The sequence below is a fragment of the Glycocaulis sp. genome (genome assembly GCF_050485565.1).
Classification (GTDB): domain Bacteria; phylum Pseudomonadota; class Alphaproteobacteria; order Caulobacterales; family Maricaulaceae; genus Glycocaulis.
This window is the reverse complement of sequence record NZ_JBJHBQ010000003.1, coordinates 190,412-216,574: the sequence shown is the minus strand read 5'-3', so window position 1 is coordinate 216,574 and position 26,163 is coordinate 190,412. Positions and strand designations below refer to the sequence as shown.

Sequence of the window (26,163 nt, the reverse complement as noted above, 5' to 3'; positions counted from 1 at the left end):
GACTTTCGCCCATGCTCATCGATTCACACGCCAATCTGCATGGCGAAACCTATGACGGCGAGCTGGATGCGGTGCTGGAGCGCGCGCGCGCCGCTGGCGTATCGCCCATCATCGCGATCTGCTGCCGTCTGGGCGAATTTGATGCGGTAAAGGCGATTGCCGAAGCGCAACCCGATGTGTGGTGTACGCTGGGCGCGCACCCGCATCACGCCAAGGACCGGCCGGATATCACCGCTGATGCCTTGCTGACCATGGCGGACAACCACCCCAAACTTGTGGCGATTGGCGAGACGGGCCTTGACCTGCACTATAATTACAGCCCGCTCGACCAGCAGATGGCGAGCCTGCGCGCCCATATCGAGGCGGCACGGCGCACCGGGCTTCCCATCATCCTGCATTGCCGCGAAGCCGACACGCAGATGGCAGACCTGCTGGAAGAAGAAATGGGGAAGGGGGCTTTCAAGGCGCTCCTGCATTGCTACACGGGCGGCGAAGAGCTGGCGCGGCGGGCGAGCGCGCTGGGCCTGTGGTTCTCCGCATCCGGCATCATCACCTTCAAGAAGGCCGACGATGTGCGCGCTGTCTTCCGCGATATCGTGCCGGCCGACCGCGTGATCATCGAAACTGATTGCCCATATCTTGCGCCTGTGCCGCATCGCGGGCAGAGAAACGAGCCGAGCTTTCTGCCGCATGTTGCTGAAAAACTAGCTGAATTGCGCGGCTGGAGCGCGGAGGAAACCGCGCAGCGCACGACCGCGAACTGCTTGGCCCTGTTTGACCGCATCACGGTCACGCCATGAGCGGGCTTTTGCGCCTGACCCTGCTGGGATGCGGTTCGTCGGGCGGTGTGCCACGCATTGACGGTGACTGGGGCGATTGCGACCCTGAAGAGCCGAAGAATTACCGCACCCGCTGCTCGCTGCTGGTCGAGCGGGCGACAAGCCTCTCCGCGTTCGCTGATAACACGCAAATTACACGGCTTGTCATTGATACATCACCGGATTTCCGGTTTCAGATGCTGCGTGAAAGTGTCCGCGATCTCGATGGCGTTGCCTTCACCCACGACCATGCCGACCAGTCCCACGGCATTGATGATCTGCGCGCCATCGTCTATCGCCGCCACGCCAGGATTTTGGCCTATATGGCTGATTTTACATATGAAGCACTGTTTGCGCGTTTTGGCTATGTCTTCGAGACGCCGGCCGGTTCCGGCTATCCGCCGATACTGGAGCCTGTGGTTCTGCCGCAGGATGCGGGCTTTTCGGTTGAGGGGGCAGGCGGGCGTATCGAGGGGCGCTTCTTTACCGTCGATCACGGGTCTGTGCCGTGCAGCGGTGTACGCATCGGTCCGGTGGCATACACGCCGGACGTCAAGGAGATGCCCGATAGCGCCTTTGATGCGATTTCCGGCATAAGCTTATGGATTGCTGATGCTTTGCGTGACAAGCCGCATCCATCCCATTCGCATCTGGACCAGACGCTCGGCTGGGCCAGGCGCGCCGGCGTGGCGCACACCGTGCTCACCAACATGCATATCGATCTTGATTACCGGGCGCTTCTGACGCGCTGTCCGGACGGCGTGCGGCCGGGCTATGACGGGCTGACGCTCGTTATCGCCGAGACTACAGGCGAGATTCTCACCGCAGATCCGGTGTAGAAGCGTCCATAAGGCAGATCACGCCGCTCGTTATTTCTCATAATATTTATTATGCGACAAAGCGGTACTTTCAAAAATGGTGCGTGAGTTTGCGGTTGGCGGCTCCCCTCAAGTGAATCCAATCAGATATATCAACAGCGTAATGCACCTTCGCGGCTTGTGATGCGTGATCCTGGTGCGTAGAGCCTCCCCGCGAAGACAAGATCGCCGGCGGCTATCTCTGCTTTGCCTATCCCGCTTCAATCCGCGTCTGGTTCCGCATTACACCAATAGCTTCCAAGCAAGCGGTCCGGGAAGTTCTCAGACCGAGCAGGATTATTCTCACGCCGCTCAGGCCATACGGAAAGCCCTGCCCTAGCAGCTGATGTCGAACCGCAGGGCCGCACCGCTCGGATGCTGTATCTCACCCACGCCGGGACTATGGTGAGGCGTGAGCCGGACCTCGCCGCTGGCGCGGTTCTCGGTCGATACATCAAGGGTCAGTTGCTCAGCGGAATACCGCTCCAGCACCCGCCAGTTATCGTCCATCAGCTCAAGCGTCACGCCGGCGCTGCTGGTGTCGTACGAACCGTCATCATCGCTCCAGTAGCGCACCTGCACGGTATTGCGGTCCGATGAGGCGGTGATCGTCCACTCATCGCCACCGGGAATGGCGCGGCAGTGCGTGCTCTCAAACGACAGATCACCCTCTGCCCAGCTCGCGGTAGCTGAACCACTGGACGGCGCATCGCCAGGCGCCTCCCCGCCTCCACATGCAACAAGGACAAAACCAAGAATGGCTACGGCGGGGACGGCGTGACGCGGATCGATCATGGGGACCACCTTAAACTGCTGTGATGAGGCCGGATTTTCACCGAAGAGCGGGCCAGCGCGACACCCGTTCGGGTCTGATACTGGTCGCAGCCCGCCGGTCAGGCCGTCTGGCGCGTGGGCGAAGAAGGGTCATGATGGGCAGCAAAGGGTGACATGCCCTGCATGACCAGCGCGACGAGTTCGCTCTGGCGGCGCGCGCCGGTCTTTTCGAATATCCTTTTGAGATAGCCCTTGCCGGTGTTTTGCGAAATGCCCCGCTCGCGGCAGGCTGCGGCCAGCCCCACCCCACGCACAAGGCTCTCAGCCAGCCCGGCCTCGGCCGGCGTCAGGCTGTAGAGGCTTGCCAGGCTGTCAGCATCCGGCCAGACCGTTTCCGGCTGACGGATGATCACGGCCGCGCGCGGAGGCACGCCGTTTTGCAGATCCATGCTGGCGGCCAGTATTTCAAGGGCACCGCCACCGGCCACATCCTCGATCCGTAGCAGGCTGCGTTCGCCAGCTAGCGCGCTTTCGAGGCTCTCATTGAGCGCCTGCATGTCGCCAGAGCGGCGCGCGCCGAGCGCGCCAGCCTTGCAGATCAGCCCACGGCCCGCACCAGACAGCATCGTCGTCCAGGTCTGATTGGACATCAGAACCTTGCGCCCACGCCCCAGGACCGCAAATCCCAGTCCCAACACATCCATCGCCGAGCAGGCCATGCCGTCAGGCAGAAGCATTGGCGAAAAGCCAGGCGTGATCATGTTCATGGTGCGGTTCCCCTTCTTATTGCACGGCATTTCTGGTGCGGTTCGAACCGCTTTCAATAAGTAGAACGCCAATGCGCGGCCAAAACGGACATGAGGGCCGCTTTTTTCTTGAGTTTTTTGTTCGGACCCGAATACCATTACGGGACTCTTGAGGCGGGGGCGCATCAAGAACAAGGTTTTGAAATATGCTGGATTTTGGTTTCGAACGGCCGCGCGAGGTGAAGGCGGCGGCAGATAGACTTGTCCCTGTGCTATGGGATGACCTGCGTTCGGTAGCCAAACGTGAGCGCCGCCGGGTAAGGGCCGACCACACCCTCCAGACGACGGCCCTGGTAAGCGAGGCTTGGCTCAAACTGCGCAGGCGCGAGAGCTTCCTCGACGACGACCATTTTCTGCGTGCCTCGGCCATCGCCATGCGCTGCGTGCTCATCGATCACGCGCGCAAGCGGCTGACGGCCAAGCGCGGTCAGGGACGCCTTGAACCCCTCACCGACGATATCGCACCCTATTGGGAAAGCGATGAACGTCTTATCGATCTGGACGAGGCGCTGACCCGCCTGGGCAGGTTGAACCCGCGCCTCGCCGAGGTCGTCGAACTGCGCTTTTACGGCGGTTATACCGAAGCGCAGACCGCCAGACTGCTGGCGGTTGCCGAACGCACGGTGCGGCGCGACTGGGTCAAGGCCAAGGCCTGGCTTCATCGCGAAATGTCGTCGCCGCAGCAGAAGCAGGCCTAGGGCCTGTACTCATAAAAGGTTCGGGCCCCGGAGCGAACTTTGGTTCGCTCCGACTCTTTGCTAAGTGAGGCAAGCGGCTTGCAGCCGCTTGCCGGGGCGTAGCGGATTTGGCTCCTGACAAGAAGAGACGGCCGCCGTGGAGCACTCCTCCACAAGGACGGCTCGACGCGGTCAGGGATGAAATCCGCCGCGCCTCGAAGAGGTATGGCGAAAATCGCCCATATCACACTCCAAACCCTTTATGAGGACAGGCCCTAGAGGCCATGGCGCTCGCGTATGCCTTCGATGGCCTGTAATTGCAGGTTTGCCGCAGGGCCAAGAGCGTTCAGGGCCGATTCGGCCTCCTCCAGTAGCGATGCCGCCTGACCGGTATCACCTTCATCGGCCAGGGTGCGCGCCAGCGCAATGGCGACAATCGCGCTTGCCGGGCCGGGTCCGCCGGCGGCCTGCGTGATTTCCTCATAGGCCTGTTCAGCGATGCGCAGCGCCTCTGCGGAGTCCCCGACAAGGGCCTTGGCCTCGCTATGACCTGCAATGGCGGCTGCGTAGGCAAAGCTGGTCAGTCCTGCATGCTCGCGGGCCATGATGGCAGCCTCGCGAAGGTGCGGCAGCGCCTCCTCAGGCCGTCCCAGATTGATCAGCGTCTTGCCATAATTATTGAGCACCGCCGACGTCGTCGCAGACGGGCCGTAAGCAGCACGGCGAATATCCACGATCTCCCGGAACAGGGGTTCAGCAGAGGCATGATCGCCGGACAACACCTGCACGGCAGCCAGGTTGTTCAGCGTGTTGAGCGCGTCGGGGCCGTCATCAAGGCCAATGGCCCGCCAGACCGCGAGCGCCTCGCGCAGTGAAACGGCCGCATCATCCATGCGGCCCGAAGCAAACAACATCACGCCCAGATCATTGTGGAACACGCCGGTCATCCTGTCGGTCTCGCCGCTAAGCGCGATCCGGTCCGGCAAGGTGCGCTCCAGAAGCGTTACCGCCTCAGGCAGCTGTCCCCGGTCGCGCAGAATGCGGGCCTCGACCAGCCGGCTGTCCACAAGCCGCCGGCGCCACTGGCGCGGATCACCAGCCCAGAAAGCCTGCGCCTGGGCGAGAAGCGGCTCGGCCTCGTCCGCGCCGCTGGTGCGCAGCAGGACCTGGGCCAGATCGTAACGCGCTGAAGCCAGCAGCGCCGGGTCGAGATGATCCGCCGCCACCAGCTGACGCAGGAGCGGCCCGGCCGCCTCATAGTCGTTTAGGTAGAAGTAGAGTTCTGCCAGTGCGTGCATCACCTGCCCGCCCCGATCCGGATCAGCAGCAAACATTTCACCGACCTGCGCCGCGGCCGCTTCGAGGATATCGCGTGCACTGGCACCGGTACCGCCCGACACGTCCGCGCCATCGCGCAGCATGAAGAACAGATAGTGCTGCACGGCCTCCAGACGGGCCTGTTCGCTTTGCGCCCAGTCGCGCTCTATCCGCGCCTCGCGCGCCTGCCAGAGAGAGGTGCTGAACCCGCCTGCCAGCGACAGGACAAGGGCAGCAACGGCAGCAGCCTGCCAGCGGTGACGCCGCACATACCTGGCAAACACGTAACCGCGTTCACCGGAGCGTGCCGCCACCGGGCGGCCCTTCAGGGCATTGCGGAGATCTTCGCAGAAGCTGTTTACGGTGGGGTAGCGATCACCGGGATTCTTGGCCATAGCCCGCGCGAGCACATGGTCCAGATCCAGTAGAAGCCGTCTGTCCTGCCGCCGGAATGACGTCAATGGCAGGCGCTCGGGCGGCTCCTCGACAGCGCGGCGCAATGCTACCGGCAGCGGATCATCGGTCAGGCGCAGCGGCGGATAGCCAGCCAGAAGCGCAAACAGGGTAGCCGCCAGCCCATACACATCGCTGGCCGTTGTGGCGGCATGGCCTTCGAGCAGTTCGGGCGCGGCAAAGTCCAGCGACAGAGGCGCAGCCTTGCTTTTGTCCGCGATGGACAGACGGGCCACGCCAAAATCGATCACACGGGCGCGTCCTGACCCATCAACCAGAATATTCGACGGCTTGATATCGCGATGGACGATCAGCTTGTCATGGGCGTAAGCAAGCGCCTCGCCTGCCTGGAGTATTATCTCGACAATCTGGCGCGGAAGCGGTCTGACGGAGACTGCCCAGGCATCCGCCGCGGCACCATCGGCCAACTCCATCACCATCCACGGGCGCCCCTCACCCGTCACTCCGCCATCAAGCAATCGGGCAATATTGGGATGCTCCAGCCGGGCAAGATAGCGCCGCTCACTGTCAAACAAGGCGGTGTCATCAGCCGATCCGGGACGCATGACCTTCAGCGCGGCGGTCTGCTCGTACAGCCCGTCCGCCCGGTCCACCCGGAAGACATCACCCATGCCGCCCCGCCCTACAAGGCTGACAATGCGCCAGGCACCCAGCTCTTCACCGGGAGTCAGAACCGGTGCATCCGGCTCGTCAGCTTCCTCCAGGAAATTTTCCGCGTGCTCTACCGATCCCAGAAGCGCCAGCACTTCTTCTGCGAGTGCAGCATCGGTGGCCTGCGCCCGGACAAAACCGGTGCGCTCGCTCTCGGGCAACTCCAGCGCAGCATCAAGCAGGGCCTCAACCTTCGGCCAGTCAACTCGTTGATCCATATGGAGCTCTCGTGATCCCGATCCAGCGTGAGCAAACGATGCTAAGCCTATGGACCACGATGCGCCAAGCCATAACTTCGCCCTGAGGGTGAAATCCGCACCTCTGGGCCCGTTCAGGTCTATGCTGCGGACGCTAAGCCTGCCTTGAGTTGATTTTTCCTGACTTGAGTTGATTGTTTCTGGACACTGGCAATATCGGAGAACGCCATGATGCATTCCACCTTGATCGCGTCCGTCATCGCTGCGGGCGCGTGTTCTGCGGCCTGGAGCTCCGAGCCGCGCATGCCCCAGTCCGACTTCCGTATGGTCACTCAGATGCATGACCAGAGCAGCGGCACGACCATTGACGCGGAGCTGCGTCATTCTGATGGCCGTTTCCGGATGGAGACCGAGTTTCAGGGGCAGGCTGCGGCGGTGCTGATCGACTCGGCCACCGAGACGGTGACGATCCTCGTGGACATGGGCGGCATGCGTATCGCCATGGATATGACGTCCGAGGAGAGCAGTTTCGATGTCCCGACGGCTGATGACCGTCTGGGCGACCCCATCGGCACTGATGTCGTGGCCGGGGAGCCGTGCACGATCTACCGGTTTGAAGCTGAGGATGCGCCCGGCGGAGAGGCCGAGGGCTGCCTTACGCATGACTATATCGTCCTGCGCGTGAATGTGCCCGATGAGGGTGCCGTGTTTGAAGCGCGTGAGTTCGAGCGCGCGGCACAGGAAGACCGGTGGTTCGTGGTGCCTGACGGCTATCGCCGCATGTCCATGGGCGCGATGGGCGGCGCCTTCCCCCGGTAAGGAACACGCAAAAAAAACGCCGGCGCGGGGCTTTCCCGCGCCGGCGCTGTGTCAGCTTTGCGAAAACTTAGCGAAAGCGGCCGGGAATCATTACCGCGCCCGGGCTCGTCGGCGGATCAAACCGGTCACCAGACGGCACAAAGACGATCACGACAGCGTAGCCGCCGCGTTCAACTTGGCGTCCGGCCGCGCCGACCGCGCGCTGCACGTCCTCGGCACTGGACACCGAAACCTGCCGTCCGAGGAAATGGTCACCGGGAAAGAAGTGATCACCGGGGAAAAAGTGATCACCCGGAAAGAAGCGGTCCCCTGGAAAGAAGTGGTCGCCCGGGAAGCCCTGCGCATACCCGCCATCCCGGCCAATGCGGACATCCTGCGCCGTACGGCCGACAACGCGCCCGGAACTGTCCACCACGAAGGCGAGCACCGTGCCGGCATCGGCGCCGCCAAAGCGGGCATGGCCTGCAAGCCATTCACCCAGCTGGGCAGCCGTGACGCCCCGCTCGCCGGAACTGCGCGCGAAGTGCTGGAAATCGCGTTCGCCAATCTCGATGGAAAGGCCGGTCCCGCGCTGCGCTTCGGCATGGGGCGCCGCCACCAGTCCCGAAAGTCCGAGGGCAATCAGGGCGATCAGGGCGTATACCGGCACAATGGCCCGGCGGCGGGCACTACGTTTCAGTCCAGGCATGGCTGTAGCTCCTTCTTGGTTGCGATCATGCACGTGAAAACAAAGGGGAACGAGGCAGCCGGAACCTTCCGGCGCCTACCTACGAGCAAAACGTGTTGTCGATAACGGCGGTGGTAACCTCAAGGGTGCCGGCGGTGATGCCGTGTAGAATAGCCAGTCCGAGAAGCGCCTGCCCTGCGGACACACCCACATCAGCGGCATAGGCTCCTGCGCCTCTAAGCCCCCTGCCTATTCCTTTACCGACCAAAGCACTTGTGCCCGTTACGACCATACAGCAGGCCCCGGCCGCCTGGTTTTCGCCAAACCTCTCGAGACATTGATAAAGGGCGTGAAGAGTCATCATATCCGAGATCAAGCCGGCAACTATCTTCATCTCCTTTATTGCCCGCTCGAGCGCCACCTGACCTCCCAGCGCGCTGCGGCCGAGCACTTCGCCACCTTCCGCATCCACCCGCCACCAGCGCGGGAAGTCCCTGTCAATCGCCGCCGGTGCAGCGACAACAAAACCTTGCTCAAGATCATGGGCGGCGGCCAGACGCGCGGCCTGCGGCCAGCCTGCCAGACCGGCGGCATCGCGGATGAAGCGGGTCTCCGAATCCAGCAGCAGGCCCAGATAGTCGCCAGCCTCGTCCTCGATCCCGAAGGCAACTTCCACACCGGTATCGAACACGCCCCGCAGAACGGAGCCGCCCGGCCAGGACTCCAGCCCGTCCGTTGCGGCTTTGATCCCCGTCCACGGGTTCATGAGGATATCGATATAGTCAGTTGCCTCACCATCGCTTCCCGCTGTGGCGTGCTGGGAGATGATAAGCGGGCCGTGACGGAACACGGCATGTCCCTGCGGCAGATCCAGCGGCTGGTCGAGCGCTGTCGCCAGCGAAAGCAATAGCGGCGTGTGCGTCCGCGGGAGGCTGCCTGTTTCCGGATCAATCTCGCCCGTAGCGGGATCAAAAGAACGCAAAATGGCGGCGACCTGCTCGAACTGATTGCTCGTAGCGTCCAGCGAACGCCGCATGAGATAGGCGTCCCCCGGACCGGCCGGCGCGATGAAGAACTGGCGGACGAACTGCAGCTGATCCATGGCGTCAGACGGCGTGATGGACAGGTCAAGCCGGGGCGGCCCTGCCGTGTCGCCGCGATTGACAAGCCGGTCCAGAAGCCAGCGCTCCTCAACCCGCTCAGTACCGTCAGGCCGCATCCAGACTACTTTGAGTATCATGCCGGTAAGGGCGCGCACCGGCTGGTCCGCCGGCCCGCCGCTGGCCACCTGCGCCCCTTCCTGGAGCTGGTCGCCCAACGCGGAAAACACGCCCGCCATGCCGTAGCGGTCCATTTCCATCACCCCGGTATCGAGAATCGTACCTGTCAGCGTGACGAGGGAAGCGCCCGGCGCGATCTGCCCATTGAGCACAGGCACAACGGATGCACCGGCTTCATTGCCCGTTCCCGGACGCGATACGCTAAGCCCCAGCGTTACAGGCACATCAAGCAGGGCTGCTACGGGCTGGCGCCACGCGTCCATCACCGGAACGGTCCTCAAGGTGCCGCTCTCAAGCAGCTCCGCATGAAGCTCGATACGGACATAGTGCAGTAGCTCTTCAGGCACGGTGCCAGTGATTGCGCCGTCCGGCGAAAGGCCTTCAGGGGCTGCGTCACCGAGGGCCGGATGTGCCTCAGTCCACGACATGCCGGCGCCCAGCCGGTAGCGCACCCAGTGGTAGGCGCCCGGATTGAAGGGCGCGCCGCCCTCCTCCATGTCCGTCAGGCGCTCGGCGACGGCCCGCACCCGCGCACTTACTGGCTCCGCCGCATCGGACGACAGCGCGTCAATCATCACCGCAAGGTCGGGAAGCTCATGCTGCATGCCGCTTCTAGCGGCAAACTGCTCCACAGCGCTGGCAAAGCGCGACGGATCGGAAAAGGCCGGCGTGCGGCGAGTACCGTGCAGAGCCGCGCTGGCGAGCCGGGCCGTGAGTTCGGCATCTGGCTCGGCGATGTAGAGGATCTGCGCATCGTAGCCGGCATGTTCGAGCATGGCCGTCAGCAGCAGGCTCTGATCGAGCGCGTTGCCGGAACCGCTTGCCAGAACGCCGCCCGCCCCTCTGATCGCGCCCTGATAGGGCGCAAATCCGATCTGCGAGGACACATACTCCGCCAGAGCTTCGCCCATGAAATCATTGGTCTCGACCGCCATCTCGACATCGAGCGGCGTTCCGTCGACCAGGCTGCTCATGGTCTGCAGATGACCGGCGATCGCGACCAGCTCACCTGTATAGCCGTCCAGCATCTCGCAGATCGCCGTCTCTTCGGCCAATGCCGGCGCGGTGATGCCCAGCAGGGCGGCCTGAACAGCAATTGCGAAATTTCGAAAGCGCATCGGGCGGTCCTTTCCGGTCGTGCAGATGGGCCATGATCGGGCGCTGCGCAGGGCGCGTGCAGACCCGTTCGGGGCTAACCTTCCCGGTGGGGCTCTCGATAGTGGTTCGCGCGATTGTGCTGGTGCCATGCGAGGCTTTTCGAGATGTTCATGACCCGTCTGTTCCTGCGTTCCGCAGCCATTCTGTCGGCCGCCGCACTGAGCGTCTCGGCAGCGGGATTCGCGGACGAGGATTACGACGCTTCGGGTTCGGCCCCTCCTCGCCTGTTCGAGCAGGAGCCAAACAACACCCCCGATCAGGCTCGCCACTTTGCCGGTCACGCCGTTCTCATCGGAGAGGTCTCCGGGCGCGATCAGGATGCCTGGATGTGGACGGTGGAGGACGAGGATGCCGACCATCTCTGGTCCATCGAGCTGGCAGCTGCCACAAGCGGCCTGGTCCGCCTCGACATTATCGAACTGTCCTATCACGACCCTGAAGCAGTCGCCTCGGCCGTAGAAGGCGGGCTGGTTGGCGCACTGCCTTCAGGGGACTCAGGCTCTGACCGTCTGATTTCGGGCTCCCAGACCCATCTGAGCCTGCAGACAGCGCGCGGCCGGGCCGTCGTGGGCGAGGACGAACTTCTGCTGCCCCCCGGCGATTATCTGATCGGGATGTCAGCAGCGGGCGCTGGCGGCGATTACGAGGTTCAGCTCCGGCGCGGACGGCGCGCAGCGCTGACCCCGGCAAGCCAGATCGAGCGCAACGCGGACGAGGCCATCATCGTGCCGCCCGGCGACGAGCGCGTGGTGCTGATCGAGGACGGCACCGGCACGTTTGCGCTGGAGGCGCCTGCCGATCAGGAAGACGGTCAGCTATGGCAGGTATCCGTGATTGGCGGGCTGGGCACGCGCATGACCGGTACGCTGAGCGATGCAGATGGTGCCCGGCTGGGCGCACCGGTAACGGCTGGCCCGCTGCGCCAGCACTGGCGCAATGTGGCGCTGGAGCCGGGCGCGCGGCTGGAACTGGAAGCCCAAGGCAGGGACGCGCAGCTGGGTATTGTCGCGGTATCGCTGACCCCGCTGGGTGTGGCTGCTCCGGGCGAAGAACGCGAGCCCAATGACACGCTTGAACAGGCCAACTGGACCAATCTGGCCGAGGACGGTTTCGCCGGTGCTCTCGACGGTTCGCGCGATGATGACTACTTCGCCTTCGCGCTGGATGACACGCACGCTGAAGGCAGCCAGACACTGGTGATCGAGAACCCGGCGGGTGAGGAAATTCTTGCCTGCCTGCAGGACTTCGACCGCCAGCCCATCTGCCGCCGCAGCAGTTCGGAGCGCTTCGCGTTCGGCCCGCTGCAGCTGGGTCCGGGCGATTACGCCATGCGCCTGCGCGCGCCGCGGGCCAGGTCAAGCACTGTCCAGTACGCCGTATCGCTTGAGACCGGCCCTGCGCCGGGCGCCACCTTCGCGCGCCAGCCCAATGATCATGACGACTGGGCAGCGCCCATGGAGCCCCGACGCCCGGTCCGGGCGCAGACCGATATCCGCCGGTCGTTCTGGTTCGAACTTCCTGTCAGCGGACTGCCGCAGCTCTGGCGCATGCAGGTCAATGGCGACGCGGTGCGCGCCATCCATGTGCGGGAGGCCGAGTTTGGCCGCGTTATCGCCTCCAACAGCTCCGGGCGTCCCTCGCCCGGCGGCATGCGCCTTGACCGGCTTACCCTCCTGCCCGGCCGCTATCTGGTCGAGGTGGAGTCCGACGCCGACATCATGTTGCGCGCCATTCCGATGGGCCAGCCCGAACCCGGCTGGGAAGTGGAACCCAATGACGACGCCCTGAGGGCCAATGTGCTGACGCTTGGCGAGCGCATGCAGGGCAATTTCCATAGCGGTGATGTCGACATGTTCACCTTCTCCACGCACGGGTGGAGCCAGGTCAGCGTCCATGTCGACCCGCCCGCCGACGCCGCCGCGCAGGTGCGCCTCATCCATCAGGGGCGGCAGATCGGCGAGAGCGAGTTCATTTCTGGTGAGTCCATCACAATGAGCAGCCTGTTGCCGGCCGGCGATTACCATGTCGCGCTGCGCGGGCGTACGCCGAGCGAGCTGGAATATGCGCTGACGGTGGATATCGGCGCGCCCTGGTCGGCACCGGACGGGGCCATCCTTGCCGACCGCGCACCACTCGCCCAGCCCCTGCCCCATGACGGGCGGGTGGCGCTGCACGCCGAGACGCTGGTCCGGCGCGGCGCATCGCACTGGACCGCCCTTCCGGTCGCGAATGAGGACCGGGAAGTCTCCGCCAGCGTTGATGGCGGGACATTGGTGAATTTCGCGATGCTCGACGCGGATCTCGCCGTGCAATCAGAAGGCGGCGGCAGGGACCCGGCCCCCTTAAGCGCAACCGTTCCCGCCGGCGAAGCCTGGCTGATCCATGCCGCCGGCATTGGAAGCGCGCCCGTCATCATTGTGGACGACCCGGCCTTGAGTGAGCCGGATGACAGCTGGCGGGTATCGCTTTCCGGAGCCAGCACGCTCGCCGCGTGGCGGCCCGAGCGCCAGCGCATGGAAGCGGAGCTGGAAATCGCCAATACCGGTGATGAACCGGCCATGCCCGATATCGAGATCGCCGCCAGCCGGGCCGATGCGCGCCTTGCCTACGACCTGCCTGAAGCCCCGTTGGAGGCTGGCGAGAGCGTCGTGATCGCTGTGGATGTGGACATGCCCGCCTGGCTTCCTGCGGGAGAACCCATCGCGCTGTGGGCGCGCGCGGGCACCGCAAGCGCCGAACTCCGCCTGGCGGCCGATCCGGGTGCCGATCCGGCCGGCCCGCATCATGCCCGCATCGACGAAAACCTTGTCGGACTGGTTAATCTGGCCTGGGATGCGCTCGGCGCGAGATTCACCACAGATACGGCGCCGAGAGAACGAGCTTTCCACCTGATCAACAACACGGTGGGGGGCGATACCGGCATTCGCTGGTATGAACCGCTGGGCGAGACCTTGCCCGTGATCGAGCTGGCAGGCGGCGGCGGAGACATTCACACGCTCGTGTTCGACCAGACCTCATCTCTGTCTGGAGAGCAGCGCTGGCGGCGGGTCCGCGTGGAGACTTCCGCCGATGGCCGGGATTTTCAGCCTCTGATGACTGCAGAGCTGGATGTCGGCGACGGCCAGCAGGTTTTCAGGCTGGATGCGCCCGTCACCGCCACCCACCTGCGCGTGACGCCGCTGAGTGACTGGGGACAGACACAGAGAGCCGGTGAACGCGCCAACAGACCTTCAGGGACAGGCGTCATCATGGCGCTGGGCACGCCGCGAGAGGATCACAAACCCAATCTGCTGGAGCCTGAACTTGGCGGGCACGTGGTCTGGGCCGACGGCGCCCAGCGGCCCGGACGCTCCTTGCTGCACGGTGCCCTTCAGCGCGCGCACGGCTCACCTGCATATCATCAGAGGGAAGCGCAACGACAAATCCGGGCGCGCGATGTCGTGGTGGGCTTCCATCAACAACGGCTGGCGCGGCTGGAAACCCTGGAGTGGCGCACCGGACAGGCGCAAGCGGCCAATGGCCCGCAAAGCGTGTCGGTCAGCGTCTCAGAAACCAGCCCGCTGGGCCCGTGGACCCGGAAAGGTGCGATTGAGCTATCCGGCGGCGAAGGCCGTTTGGCATTCGATGAGCCAGTGCTGGCGCGCTATATCCGCCTCGAGTTTGAGGCCGCAGACCGGCGCTTCACCGTGCCCGAGCACATCGCCGCCTATGAGGCGGATGGTCTTCAGTCGAGCCGGTCCATTCTCGGCCATTGGGGCTGGTACACCCATGACGGCCCGGAAGAACCCGAACCGCAACCCTTCGAAGGCGAGGTGGATACCGCCTCGTCCGCGTCATCGCCCCTGCCGCTGGGCGATGGCCGCCGGGGGCGGCTGGAGGCTGTGGGCGATGTGCGCGCTTACACTGTCACGGTACCCGATGGCGAAAACACGCTTGAGATCGCGCTGAACGAGAATGTGAGTGATCGCGCCGCGGTCCGCCTGATCGGGCCGGAGGGTGAGGCGGAAATCGTGTGGGAACGCGAAGCGGACCACCGCCGCGGCACGGCCATCGGTCTGACGCCCGGTGAATACCGGATCGAGCTGGAAGAGCCGGTGCGGTCCATCTTCATCGTATGGGATGGCTCGGGCAGTCTGATTAACCACCGGCCAGCCATTTTCCGGGCCTTCTCCGAGTTCGCCGACGGCCTGATCCCGGAGCAGGAGGTCGCCAATATCGTCCCGATCGGCTTTCCGCCCCTGATCGATGGCTGGGCCGAGCACGGCGTGCAGCTCAGCCAGGCGCTTGCCGGTGTGGACATTGAATCACGGCGCTTCATGCTCGACGCCGCCACATCCGACGCAGAGACCGGGCTGCTCGTCGCTGCGCGCCGCCTCGATGGACGCGAGGGAGAACGCGCCATCATCCTGATCGCGGATGCCGAGCTGTTCACCCCGCACAGAACCGAGCTTTGGCCCATGCTGGAGCGCGTCCGTCCCCGGATATTCTCCCTCGGCTTGAACCCGGGCGATGCCGCATCGGACACGGCCAAGCTTCTTCATGAGCGCGACCTGATCATGAACTGGGCGATGGCGACGGGCGGCCGCTACAGCTACAGCGCCAGTACCGCCTCGCTGCTGCGCAATCTTGAAGCAGCCATGCACGAGATCCGCCAGCCGACCGAGTTCCTGATCTCGGCCGAAACCGGCTGGACCGACCCGCCCGAGCCGGGCTCGTTGTCAGTCGTCAGCGGCGATGAGCCGGTAGTCGCGGGATCTGTTGTGCACATGATCTTCGACGCGTCAGGCTCCATGCTGCGGCGGATGACCGGCGGGCGGCGCATTGATGTGGCGCGCACGATTGCCCATGAGGTGATTGCGGAACGCATTCCCTCCAGCGTGCCGGTGGCCCTCAGAGCCTTCGGCCACACCGAGCCGGGCAGCTGCGAGACCGAGCTGCTGGTAGCGCCCTCTGCAGGCAATCACGCCAACGTGCTGGCCGCCGTCCAGCGCATCGAGGCCATCAATCTGGCGCGCACACCGCTGGCAGCGTCACTGGCCGCCGTGCCGGACGATCTGGAAGCGTTTGCAGGCCAGCGCCAGCTGGTCGTGATGCTCACCGATGGCGAGGAGACGTGTGATGGCAATGTGGAGGCCGAGCTGGAACGCCTGATGGATTCCGGTGTCGAGATACGGCTCAACATTGTCGGCTTCCATATCGATCAGGCTGGCTTGCGCGACGAGTTCGAGCGGCTCGCCGAGATGGGCGGCGGTGTGTATTTCGACACCCGCGACGGAGATGGCCTGTCGCAGGCCCTGGCCCGTTCGGTAGCCGCCGAATTCACCGTGCGGGACACATCAGGCGCCATGGTCGCGCGCGGACGCGTCGACGAAGACCCGGTGGAGCTGGAGGCTGGCCGCTACACCCTGCAGATCGATGGCCAGGAAGACCGCGAGCTCGTCATCGAGCCCGATTCCGAAACCGTCATAACGCTCTGAGCCGGACACCGCTCACACGGGCCACCGTGCCCCAGATCGCCCAGAACAACCCAATCAGGAGATTTCAGTAGTGGCAAAAAACGTCCTTCAAACCCCGGCTATCAGTGCTGCTGCGCTGGCGCTTTGCATGTTCGCCGGCGCCGCCAGCGCCCAGTCCCAGGGCGTGACCAGAACCGGCTCGGTTACCGGCACGATCGGGGACACGGCCTATGAGGGCAGCATCCCGATGCCCAATCCGCCCAATGCCGACCTGTTCGATGGCGCGCATTACACGGTCGCAATGCAAGGATCGAATCTCGCCTTGCAGATCAAGATTCTGTCCATTGGTCGGAATGAGAGCATCCGCAACAGCCCGACGGGCTATTATGGCGACAACGCCGTCCAGCTGGACCTCGTATTCGAGTTCACCCAGGACGGCCGGGATGCCATATCTGCGGACAATATCGTGCGGTCTTCCGTTACCTTTATTGAAACTTGGCCGAGCCGCGTGCCGTCTCCGGCGCTGCAATACCAGACCATGTCCTCCCAGCCGGCGGTGTCCATCGACACATTCAACTGGAGCGAGGAAGGCATCGAGATTTCAGGCAGCGTGTCCGGTGAGGCGTGCCTCCATGTCTATGACATCGACGAGCGCGGCGATCGCGTGAACTCCCAGGCGCGGGTGATGGGCGAAACCTTCTGCCCGCAGATCAATCTCGATTTCTCGGCCCTCGCGACTGAAGAGCATATGTAGCCGCCAGCCCAATTGCACACCCCAGTCCCGGCCCTTCCAGGGCGGGCTCTTTGCTGAATTCTTCCCGGACAGGAGACCTTGATGAACCACCTGCGCATACAGACGAGCCTGCAAATAAGCGTGATCGCAGCCTGCCTTGTCGCGGGAACAGCGCAGGCCCGCTCGCCCGGCGCAAGCCTTACGCCACAAGCCTTCATCGAGATTAGCTGGGAGAATGTGAACGCCTCCCGCTATGAGGTGCGGGCCGGTTCATCGCGGCTGATGTCGGCCTCCCGGCTGAGCTATCTGCATCTCAGCGACGTCCCGCCGGAAAATTTGACCGTTTATGCCATCCGGTTTGAAGGCGACGGCGATGCCGAGCCGTTCCGCGAAGTACGCGAGCCGATAGACTTCACGGCTGAAACCACCGAGCGCTATGTGATTGACTGGGATCCGGAGGTCTATTCACGGGCCTATATTGGCGTCAGGGCAGGCTATGAGGGGCCGGTTGAAGAGCGCGGCGCACGCGTTCATTTTGCTCAGGAACGTCCGTTCACACTGCCCCAGCCTACCGGCCAGATTTACCAAATCATATTTGGCCAGGGCGTGTCCGGCGAAGACGGGGCGGGCTCGGCGCCGTTTCGGGCAACGAGAGACGGCTTTGAGGCGCACGCGCCTTATATCGACCTGACGCCGGCGGACGCCCCGTCCGGACCCTAGGGCCATACCCAATCAGGATTTGGAGCGTGATATGCGCGAAAATCGTTCAGTATCAGGAGCAGGCCCGATGGAAGGACCGAACCCTTTATGAGGACAGGCCCTAGCCGGGGCAGCGCCCTTCAAAGCGAACTTCCATGGTCTCTTCGCGGATCGGCGGGAACATCGCAACGGTGCCCGAGGCATTGAGTACGCCGTCTTCCACCCAGCGCCGCAATCGGGGCGCATCCTCGCTGTCTTCGGGCCCACGATGCACCCACTGGCCATTGTCGTACACTACGGACAGGGCGTGCATGCCGGGCCAGCGTTGCAGCATCACAGAGACACCCGAACCCTCCTCGCGCCTGACGGTGGCGTTGGCAGTCTCCGAATCCTGACCGCAGCTGGTCACCTCCATCGCATAGGCTTCGCCGTCCAGCCAGAGCGTCCCCGTTCCGGGTTCGGCAGCAGCAGGCGTGGCCATCATCAGCAGGGCAAGGGCGGTAAGAGGCATGAGAGTATCCTTCAGTTGCTCGGTGCCGCCATGCGGCGGACAGGATAAAGAACTACCAGCAATCGCGGCGTTCGAACAAATTCATGAGATGATCGCGCCGGTCATAGGCGGTGCTGACGCGCCAGTTCTCATCGGCCTGCGGGTGACGCTGGGCAGACTCCCCTGCCCCCAATACACGCCGGGCATCGCCCAGTATGCCGCTGGTCTCGTAATTGCGGGTGTGACGGGCCGCCGACTGACCGGCATCAAGAAGCTGGTCTGCATCGACATCCACGCCAGAGGGGCTGATGCCGGTTTCCTGGGCGATGAACGCGTCGATATCGCCGATCTCGGTTTCCAGCGCGTCGCAGCTTAGCGCCGGGTCACGCGGCAGGCTGGCCGCAAGCCACGGGCCTGATCCCGCCACGTCGATATCGCCCAGCGCTTGCGCGCAGCTATTGCGCTCGTAGAGCCCCATCAGGTGATCACGCCGGTCGGAGGCAATACGGTCCGGGTCGGGGCCCTGATTGCGGGCTTGACGATTGCGCTGCTGGTTGCCGCCGAACAGACGCTGGGCGTCGCGCATCATGCCGCTGGCCTGCCGGTTGCCGGAGCGGCGCGCGGCCACTTCGGCCGCTGCTGCGCCCTGCCGGGCGTCAACCCCCGATCCCTGCGCGCCGCCGCGATGGTCCGCCCGCCAGCGATCGATCTCGCTGATCTCACCTTCCAGCGCCTCACAGCTCAAACTGCGGTCGCGGGGCTCTCTGGCATGCTGCCAGGGCCCTGATTGCGCTGCCGCGATGGCAGGGACGAGGACGAGGGCCGCCAGTGTGAGTGCAGGCGCGGCGATCAGGTTGAGCCGGATCATGGCAAATTTCTCCATAGCGAGGATGGGGAGACTGCTTGCCAGCAAAGCGCGGTCCGCCGCGTGCGCGCCAGACCCGGACGGGTCTAGCTGGCGTCCTTCCGCTCAATGATCGTCGCAACATCAGGAATCGGGAGATTCCGCTGCACGACCGTACCGAGGAGAGATCAATGTCCAAACAGGTTTCATTGCCGTCGGCCAGAACCGGATTTGTAGCTCTCTTGGGCAGCCTGGTGCTGACAACCGGCACCGCCTTTGCCGACGAGGTCAGCGGCTCGCTCGATGGCGAGGCCAGGCAGTGGCATGTCCTGCAGGGCGAGGATGGCAAGACCGTCAATTTCAGTGAGCTCTCGCCCGGCTTCCATACCGTCACCGTTCAGGCGCACCGCAATACCCGGTACGAGGTTGAGGGCAGTGTCTCGATCACCTTCACACTGATGGATGGCGAGATCATCGATGCCGAGGCCATGTACTTCCCCGAAGCCCGGATGACGCCGCACTTCACCGATGAAAATGCGCAAGACGGCCTTGTTCTGGAGACGGTCAACCTTGATGGCGGTACGGCCCGGCTGGTCGGGCGTTATGAAGGCGAGCTTGCCTATCGGGCATCCATGTTCCGCGAACCCGACGAGAGCAACACCGTCTCGCTCGTCGTGGAGTTCGACGTGACCCCCTCCCGGGAAGACTAGGCCGTGTTGGCGAAGCGGATTTCCACAATGCCGGAAACGCGATTCAAGACTGCCTTTTGGGAGGCGGCCTTGGTTGGCGGGTTGATGACTGACGAGGAACAGGCATCCTTTTGAGTCCTTCGTCTACTCCAGAGTGAGATATCTGACAGGCGAACAACGCGGGCCAGAAAGCTGACCGCGCCCGCCCTGTTCTCTCATGACTACTGGTTTCAGCAATGCCTGCGTGTTTCCTGTATGCATTACCTCCATAACGGGTACGTTTTTGGGTTGCCCCCCCTGCCCCCCCGGTTACCATTAGGCGTAATTGCGAGCCTTGTCCGGACGGACGCCAGACGGGCTTTTTTGGGGGGTGCGGCCCGTCGGCCGTCAGGTTTCGGGACAAAGTATCAATGACTTATGTTAAAGCCGGTGCTTGCGGCGCGAACCGCAATGGTGATCTTTTTGCGTCTGATATCCAGACTTGCGGACGCATACACCAGCGCGCCATCGGTAATGGCCTGCGCGCAACCCTGATGAGTGCGACCATGCTGGCCGGTGCGGCGGCGCTGGCTGCCGCGATGCCGCAGCAGGCATTCGCTCAACACATCATCGAGGACGAAGATGTCGTTGTTCCCGGCGACCGGCCCGATCCGTGGAATATCGGCAATTCTTTGACCGTGGGCAATTTCGGTGACAGCACGCTGACCATCTCCGACGGGGCGGTAGTCAACAGCACGTCCGGCTTTGTGGCATTCAGGGCGGGCAGCACAGGCGCGGTGACCGTGACCGGTGCAGGCAGCAGATGGAACAATCCCGGAGAGATACGGATCGGCGGTCTTGGCGCCGGGGCGCTGACCATTCTGGATGGCGGTTCGGTGCACTCGGGTATCGGCTATATCGCCTACGAAGCCGGTTCAAGCGCCGTCGTAACGGTGAACGGTGCGGGCAGCGAGTGGATCAGCACCAGCACTCTGATGGTTGGCGGTTCAGGTTCTGCCAATATGACCATTTCCGATGGCGGCCTGGTTCAAAACGTGCGCGGCGAGATTGGTGTGGATACACCGGCGGTCAGCAGCAGCGTGCTCGTCACAGGCGCCGGCAGCCAATGGATCAATACCGACGCGCTCCGCATTGGCCTGTTTGGCACTGGTGCCCTGACCATTGCCGATGGCGGTGAGGTTAGCGCCACAGGTGTAAATATCGGCATGTTTGCCGCTGGCACTGGTACACTCAATTTCGGCGCAGCGGCGGGTGATGCTGCGGTGGCGGCGGGCACGCTGGACACCCCCACCATCGCATTCGGCCCAGGCACCGGCACTATCGTCTTCAACCATACCAGCAATGATCTGGAGCTGGATGCTGACATTTCCGGCAATGGCACGGTGCGTATCCTGTCGGGGCGCACGATCCTGGCGGGCAACAACACCTATACCGGCGACACCTTCTTTGACGGTGGCACGATTGCGCTGGGATCAGACAGTGCGCTTGGCACGAGCACGCTGACCGTTACAGGCGCAACTCAACTGGGCCGGCCGACGCTTACGGCCACCGGCGGGCCGCGCACGCTTGATAATGACATTGTGCTGGCCCGTCCGGGCGGGGAACCCTTTGCTGCTTTTCTGACGATAGACGCCACCACTCACGCGCTGACGCTGAACGGCGATATGAGCGGCTTGGGTTTTGTGCGCGTAAATGGAGGGGCGGGCGTTACCATAACGGGCGCGATCAGCGCGGACCTCGATCTGGACCTCAGCGATAACAGCCGTCTGAGGGCCGAGGGGGCATTGTTCAGCAGCATTTTTGCCAACTCGGGCAGTATAATCGAGCTTGGTGACGGCGTTTCCGCGTTCTCGACAATAAATGCTGACGGCGATTTCACCCTGCAGACCGCCGCCAGTGAAAGCGCCTCGCTAGCTGGCTTCATCAACTTGATGGCCCCCCGCGTGTTAACACTCACGGGCGGTGAGTTGGTTGTTAACGCTGAAATTTTCAGCTCTAACGCTGCCAGCATCAATATCACCGGCGGCAACATCACGCTGGGCGGCAACAACACGTTCAGCGGCGGGCTGAGTGTGTCAGGCGGCAGCCTCACCCTGGCCCATGCCAATGCCCTGCCCTCCGGCAATGCCCTCACCCTGACCAATGACGGCGCTGTGACGGCCAATCATGCCCTCACCCTTGGCGGGTTGAACATGAGTGAGAATTCAACTCTGGTCCTGAACCAGAGCACCACGATCGACTCGGCCGGCACGCACATCATGGCCGGCGTCTTGTCCGGAGCTGGCGGACTGACCTTTAATGGTGGCGGTCATTTCACCCTTTCAGGCAACAACACCTATACAGGCAGCACGCTGCTGGAAGGCGGCACACTCACGCTCGGGCACAGTAATGCGCTGGGCGGGTCGACGCTGACCACTACAGGATCAGTGGTCGATTATGCCGACGGCGTGGATATCGCCAACTCCATCGTCATTGATTCTGACACCACACAATTCCAGGTGCTCACCGGATCGGCCACCCAGTCCGGCGTGATCTCCCAAGACAATGGCCCGCGCCCGTTCGAGAAGATTGGCGATGGCGAGCTGATCCTCACCGCAGCCAATACATGGACCGGCGAGACGACGGTCTCGGCCGGCACGCTGACCTTTGATGGCGGCTCGGTGGCGCTGGCGGCTGACCAGGATTTCCATGTAGGCCGCCTGAATGGGGATAACGGCGCACTGAACATCATCAATGGTGGATCGGTGGCAAACCGGATCGGCCGGATTGGCGATTCCAGTGGCGCCACCGGGACCGTCACCGTCGCCGGTGCAGGCAGCAGCTGGACGAACACTGGCGCCCTGACTGTTGGGGCCAGCGGCACCGGCACACTGTCCATCGAAGCTGGCGGTATGGTCAGCAATACCTCCGCCGCTATCGCCGGTGCCGCAACCAGCAATGGCTCAGCCATTGTCACCGGCGCAGGCAGCATATGGACCAATTCATCCGAGCTGCGCATCGGCAGCAGCGGCACCGGCACGCTCACCATTGCGAACGGCGGTGTGGTCAACAGCAATGGCGGCCTTGTGGGCGCGGAGGCCGGGTCCAGCGGGACGGTGACGATCTCCGGAACGGGCTCCAGCTGGAACAATACCGGGGCACTTCGCATTGGCCGGTTTGGCGCAGGCACGCTGACCGTTTCCAATGGCGGCAGTCTGACGAGCGTGAACGCCATCGTGGCAGCGCAGGCAGGGTCGAGCGGTAGCGCGACCGTGACCGGAACAGGTTCAAGCTGGACCACAACCAACTATCTGGATGTGGGTGACTTCGATACCGGATATCTGACCATTGCCGATGGCGGGACAGTGAACAGCGGGACGGGCCGGCTTGGCTATTATCCGGACGGCGACGGGCATGTGACCGTCACCGGCGCAGACAGTAGTTGGACAATGTCGGGCCTGTTCAGCGTCGGGCGGCTTGGCGCAGGCACGCTGACGATTGCGGGCGGCGGCGAGGTGCGCAACACGACCGGCTATATCGGCGAACAGGCAGGTTCCACGGGAGCTGCGGCCGTCACCGGTTCAGGGTCCGGCTGGATCAATAGCAATCTGTATGTCGGGAACTCCGGGGAAGGCACGCTGACCCTTTCCGAGGGCGGTGAAGTAAGCGCCGATGAGGTGATAATCGCGAACAACGCAAGTTCGACCGGCATGTTGTATATAGGCTCCGATGGCGTTGCGCCGTCTGGCGCGGGCATTCTCAACACCCCGTCGGTGACCTTCGGTGCCGGCACCGGGGCGCTGGTGTTCAATCACACCAATTGCTGCGGGCTGTTTTTTGACGCCGATATCTCCAGCGATCCGCTCGGTCAGGCCTTTATCCTCCACGCGGAGGGGCTGACGCACCTGACCGGGAACAGCGCCGGATTCGCCGGCGGCGTCCTGGTAGGCGGCGGCGCGCTGTCTGTCGACGGCACGCTGGGTTCGGGCGGGGTGGAGCTGGGCGTGGATGGGTCGGGCTTCCTCACAGGCAGCGGCACGGTCGGCGGGGATGTTCTGGTCGCTGGCGGCGGCACGCTTGTTGGTGTGTCGGGTTCCACCCTCACCATTACGGGCGATCTGGGATTGACCGCAGGCGCACAGGTGATCGCGGCCCTTGGTGCGCCGGGCGATGGCGAGCTGTTCGCCGTCGGCGGCGATCTGACGCTGGATGGCACGCTGGACGTGATCGATATGGGAGGGTTCGGCCCCGGCCTTTATGGACTCTTCACCTATGGCGGATCGCTGACCGATAACGGCTTTGCGATTGGTGCGGCACCGGGCGTCTTGCCGGGCGAGTTGCAGCTCCAGACGAGCGTGGCGGGCGAGGTGAACCTCGTCTCCAATATCGGCGTCGATCTCCTGTTCTGGGACGGGGATGATCCTGCCAATGCGCTTAATGGCGTGATTGATGGCGGGGACGGTGTGTGGAGCGCGAACTCCTTCACCTTCACCGATGCCGATGGTCTGGTCTCCGGCCCCTCCCGGCCGACGCCCGGCTTCATCGTGTTCTCCGGCGCGGCCGGCCATGTCACGGCCGATGACAGCGAGGGCGCAATCGAGATTGCCGGGGCGCAGTTCGCGGTCGATGGCTATCTCATTGACGGCGATGGCATAACGCTTGCCGGCAATGGCGATGGCGATGCCATCTTTCGGGTCGGGAACGGCACTGGCGCGGGCGCAGCCTTCACCGCCACCATCGGCTCGGACCTCTCCGGCGATGCGGCTCTGGTCAAGACCGATCTCGGCACGCTGATCCTGACCGGTACCAACAGCTATACCGGCGGGACCGAGGTGCGCAGCGGCACGCTCATCGGCTCCACCCGCTCGATCATTGGCGATATCGCCAATGATGGCGTGGTGGTGTTCGATCAGGCGGACGATGCGACACTGGATCAGGCACTGTCCGGCAATGGCCTCTTCCGCTTTACCGGCGGAGCCGAGTTCACGCTTGGCGCTGGCAACAGCTATGCCAGTGGCACCCAGGTCTTCGGCTCGCAGCTCGTGCTGATTGCCGATGACAGCGCTGGCACGGGCGCGATTACGCTCAACAACTCCAACATCGCTTATGGTGACGGCATCACCGTATCCAACACCCTGACCTTCTCCGGCACGAACGAGCTGCAGGTGCGGTCAGGCACGGCCACCCATGCAGGCCTTGTGACCGGCGGGGGTGATCTGGGTCTCACCGGGGCGGGCACGCTTATCTTCGCCGGCAATGGCTCGGCCTTTACAGGCAACACCATCATTACCGGTAATGTGCTGATGAACGGCGTGTTGGGCGGCACGATCGAGGTGGCTGATGGCGGTGTATTGCGCGGCTTTGGCACGCTGGGCTCCACCCGGCTGCTCTCCGGCTCTACCATCGCGCCGGGCAATTCGGTCGGCACGCTCAATATCGATGGCGATCTCATCTTCGAGAGCGGTTCGGTCTATGAGGCAACGGCCCTGCCGAACGGGCAGTCTGATCTCATCGCCGTCTCCGGCGCGGTGACGATCAATGGCGGCTCGGTTCTCGTGGTGGGCACCGATAGCGGGTTTGCCGCCAGTATCAGCTACACGATCCTTTCTGCGGACGGCGGCATTACCGGCGAGTTCGACGCAATCGCCAGTAATTTTGCCTTCCTGACCCCGAACCTGTCGCTGACGGGGGGAACCCTGACCTTGCAGCTGGAACGCAACATTCTGGACTTCGCCCAGTTCGCGCAGACCAATAATCAGCGCTCGGTCGCCAATGCCGCTGACAGTCTGGGTATCGGCAATCCGGTCTGGGAAGCCCTTGTACTGCTGGAGGAAGCCGCCGCTCCGCTCGCCTTCGAGGCGCTCAATGGCGAGCTTCACGCCACCCACCGCCAGCTGGTGATGGATGACACCATCCATTCCCGCCGGGCCGTTACCTCGCGCCTCGCCGCTGCCCGTAGCGAAGAGACCGGATCTGCCTGGATCAGCGGACATTTCGGCGGCGCGCAAATGGATGCCCGCACCGGCGTGTCACGCGCTTCGGCTGACACGTCCGGCGTGATGCTGGGGCTGGATACGCCTGTGCACGATACCGCGCGTATCGGTGTCATCGCCGCATTCGGTGAGAGCAGCTTCAGCCTGGGCGGAGGCCATGCCAGCGGGACCAGCGAAAGCCGTTCGCTCGGCGTCTATGGCGGCGGCCAGTTCGGCGGCTTTGGGGTCAGCGCCGGCGCGATTTATGGCTGGCATGATCTGTCCACCAACCGGCTGGTCAGCTTCCCCGGCATCAACGAGCATGTCAGCGCCAGCCACAGCGCTGACACGATGCAGGTCTTTGGCGAGGTCAGCCTTGCCGGGCCGGCCGGTTTTGAACCCTTCCTGACGCTCGCTCATGTGCGTCTTGATACGGGAAGCTTTGCCGAGGCGGGCGGTGTTTCCGCGCTCGCCCTTGACGGCGAAACCCGCCAGATGACGCAAGGCACACTTGGCAGCCGTTTCAGTCAGGATTGGCAGGCAGGCGATACGGCCATCCACCTTGAAGGCTCGCTCGGCTGGCGTCGCGTATTCAGCGGACATCGCCAGTTCGTCTCCGGCAATCTGTCCGGTGCACCGGTCTTCTTTGAGGGCAATGGCATCGACCGGGACGCAGCCGCCATCGAGGCGGGCATTATGATCGAACCGGCAAGCCGTATCAGCCTTGAGCTGGGCTATGCGGGCGAGATCGGCTCGAACGCCCGCAATCACGGAGCCGAGTTCCGCGCCAGATGGGCGTTCTAGCG

At 63.7% G+C, this 26,163-nt stretch carries 16 protein-coding genes; 9 read left to right on the top strand and 7 right to left on the bottom strand.

The window, feature by feature from the left end; all coding sequences use genetic code 11:
* Window positions 1-11: 11 nt before the first annotated feature.
* Window positions 12-800 (top strand): TatD family hydrolase, encoded by a 789-nt coding sequence (locus ACQ5ID_RS04845; RefSeq protein ID WP_429911336.1) that lies wholly within the window; start codon window positions 12-14, stop codon window positions 798-800.
* The gene (locus ACQ5ID_RS04840) at window positions 797-1,657 is read left to right on the top strand and encodes an MBL fold metallo-hydrolase (RefSeq protein WP_429911335.1); all 861 of its coding nucleotides are present in this window, start codon (window positions 797-799) and stop codon (window positions 1,655-1,657) included. Before ACQ5ID_RS04845 ends, ACQ5ID_RS04840 begins: the two co-directional genes overlap by 4 nt.
* Before the next feature lie 354 nt (window positions 1,658-2,011).
* Here the strand turns inward: ACQ5ID_RS04840 and ACQ5ID_RS04835 are convergent, their stop codons facing one another.
* Together ACQ5ID_RS04835 and ACQ5ID_RS04830 are read right to left on the bottom strand one after the other, a co-directional pair.
* On the bottom strand, window positions 2,012-2,470 hold the full coding sequence (locus ACQ5ID_RS04835) for a hypothetical protein (protein ID WP_429911334.1): 459 nt from the start codon (window positions 2,468-2,470) through the stop codon (window positions 2,012-2,014).
* Window positions 2,471-2,568: 98 nt separating this feature from the next.
* Window positions 2,569-3,216, bottom strand: coding sequence for a helix-turn-helix transcriptional regulator (locus tag ACQ5ID_RS04830; protein WP_429911333.1), 648 nt, complete (start codon window positions 3,214-3,216; stop codon window positions 2,569-2,571).
* Between the two features lie 185 nt (window positions 3,217-3,401).
* Here ACQ5ID_RS04830 and ACQ5ID_RS04825 point away from each other — a divergent pair, with 185 nt between their 5' ends.
* Window positions 3,402-3,953 (top strand): ECF-type sigma factor, encoded by a 552-nt coding sequence (locus tag ACQ5ID_RS04825; protein ID WP_429911332.1) that lies wholly within the window; start codon window positions 3,402-3,404, stop codon window positions 3,951-3,953.
* 254 nt (window positions 3,954-4,207) lie between these two features.
* Here ACQ5ID_RS04825 and ACQ5ID_RS04820 read toward each other — a convergent pair whose 3' ends face one another.
* Window positions 4,208-6,592: a tetratricopeptide repeat protein gene (locus ACQ5ID_RS04820; RefSeq protein WP_429911331.1), complete on the bottom strand. Its 2,385-nt coding sequence runs from the start codon at window positions 6,590-6,592 to the stop codon at window positions 4,208-4,210.
* A gap of 207 nt (window positions 6,593-6,799) precedes the next feature.
* Here ACQ5ID_RS04820 and ACQ5ID_RS04815 point away from each other — a divergent pair, with 207 nt between their 5' ends.
* Window positions 6,800-7,390 (top strand): hypothetical protein, encoded by a 591-nt coding sequence (locus ACQ5ID_RS04815; RefSeq protein WP_429911330.1) that lies wholly within the window; start codon window positions 6,800-6,802, stop codon window positions 7,388-7,390.
* Between the two features lie 67 nt (window positions 7,391-7,457).
* On the opposite strand, the gene ACQ5ID_RS04810 is transcribed toward ACQ5ID_RS04815, so the two are convergent.
* Together ACQ5ID_RS04810 and ACQ5ID_RS04805 are read right to left on the bottom strand one after the other, a co-directional pair.
* Window positions 7,458-8,078 (bottom strand): hypothetical protein, encoded by a 621-nt coding sequence (locus ACQ5ID_RS04810; RefSeq protein WP_429911329.1) that lies wholly within the window; start codon window positions 8,076-8,078, stop codon window positions 7,458-7,460.
* Between the two features lie 79 nt (window positions 8,079-8,157).
* Window positions 8,158-10,455 (bottom strand): hypothetical protein, encoded by a 2,298-nt coding sequence (locus ACQ5ID_RS04805; RefSeq protein ID WP_429911328.1) that lies wholly within the window; start codon window positions 10,453-10,455, stop codon window positions 8,158-8,160.
* A gap of 150 nt (window positions 10,456-10,605) precedes the next feature.
* On the opposite strand from ACQ5ID_RS04805, the gene ACQ5ID_RS04800 reads away from it, so the two are divergent.
* The 3 genes from ACQ5ID_RS04800 to ACQ5ID_RS04790 all read left to right on the top strand — a co-directional run bounded on the left by ACQ5ID_RS04800 (window position 10,606) and on the right by ACQ5ID_RS04790 (window position 17,404).
* Window positions 10,606-15,972 (top strand): hypothetical protein, encoded by a 5,367-nt coding sequence (locus ACQ5ID_RS04800; RefSeq protein ID WP_429911327.1) that lies wholly within the window; start codon window positions 10,606-10,608, stop codon window positions 15,970-15,972.
* Between the two features lie 70 nt (window positions 15,973-16,042).
* On the top strand, window positions 16,043-16,705 hold the full coding sequence (locus ACQ5ID_RS04795) for a hypothetical protein (RefSeq protein ID WP_429911326.1): 663 nt from the start codon (window positions 16,043-16,045) through the stop codon (window positions 16,703-16,705).
* A gap of 81 nt (window positions 16,706-16,786) precedes the next feature.
* The gene (locus tag ACQ5ID_RS04790; protein ID WP_429911325.1) at window positions 16,787-17,404 is read left to right on the top strand and encodes a hypothetical protein; all 618 of its coding nucleotides are present in this window, start codon (window positions 16,787-16,789) and stop codon (window positions 17,402-17,404) included.
* Window positions 17,405-17,504: 100 nt separating this feature from the next.
* On the opposite strand, the gene ACQ5ID_RS04785 is transcribed toward ACQ5ID_RS04790, so the two are convergent.
* Together ACQ5ID_RS04785 and ACQ5ID_RS04780 are read right to left on the bottom strand one after the other, a co-directional pair.
* Complete coding sequence (locus ACQ5ID_RS04785; protein ID WP_429911324.1) at window positions 17,505-17,894, bottom strand: hypothetical protein; 390 nt, start codon at window positions 17,892-17,894, stop codon at window positions 17,505-17,507.
* Window positions 17,895-17,946: 52 nt separating this feature from the next.
* Window positions 17,947-18,741: a hypothetical protein gene (locus ACQ5ID_RS04780; RefSeq protein ID WP_429911323.1), complete on the bottom strand. Its 795-nt coding sequence runs from the start codon at window positions 18,739-18,741 to the stop codon at window positions 17,947-17,949.
* 167 nt (window positions 18,742-18,908) lie between these two features.
* Here ACQ5ID_RS04780 and ACQ5ID_RS04775 point away from each other — a divergent pair, with 167 nt between their 5' ends.
* Window positions 18,909-19,427: a hypothetical protein gene (locus ACQ5ID_RS04775; RefSeq protein WP_429911322.1), complete on the top strand. Its 519-nt coding sequence runs from the start codon at window positions 18,909-18,911 to the stop codon at window positions 19,425-19,427.
* 389 nt (window positions 19,428-19,816) lie between these two features.
* Window positions 19,817-26,161 (top strand): autotransporter domain-containing protein, encoded by a 6,345-nt coding sequence (locus ACQ5ID_RS04770; protein WP_429911321.1) that lies wholly within the window; start codon window positions 19,817-19,819, stop codon window positions 26,159-26,161.
* The last annotated feature ends 2 nt before the right edge of the window (window positions 26,162-26,163 follow it).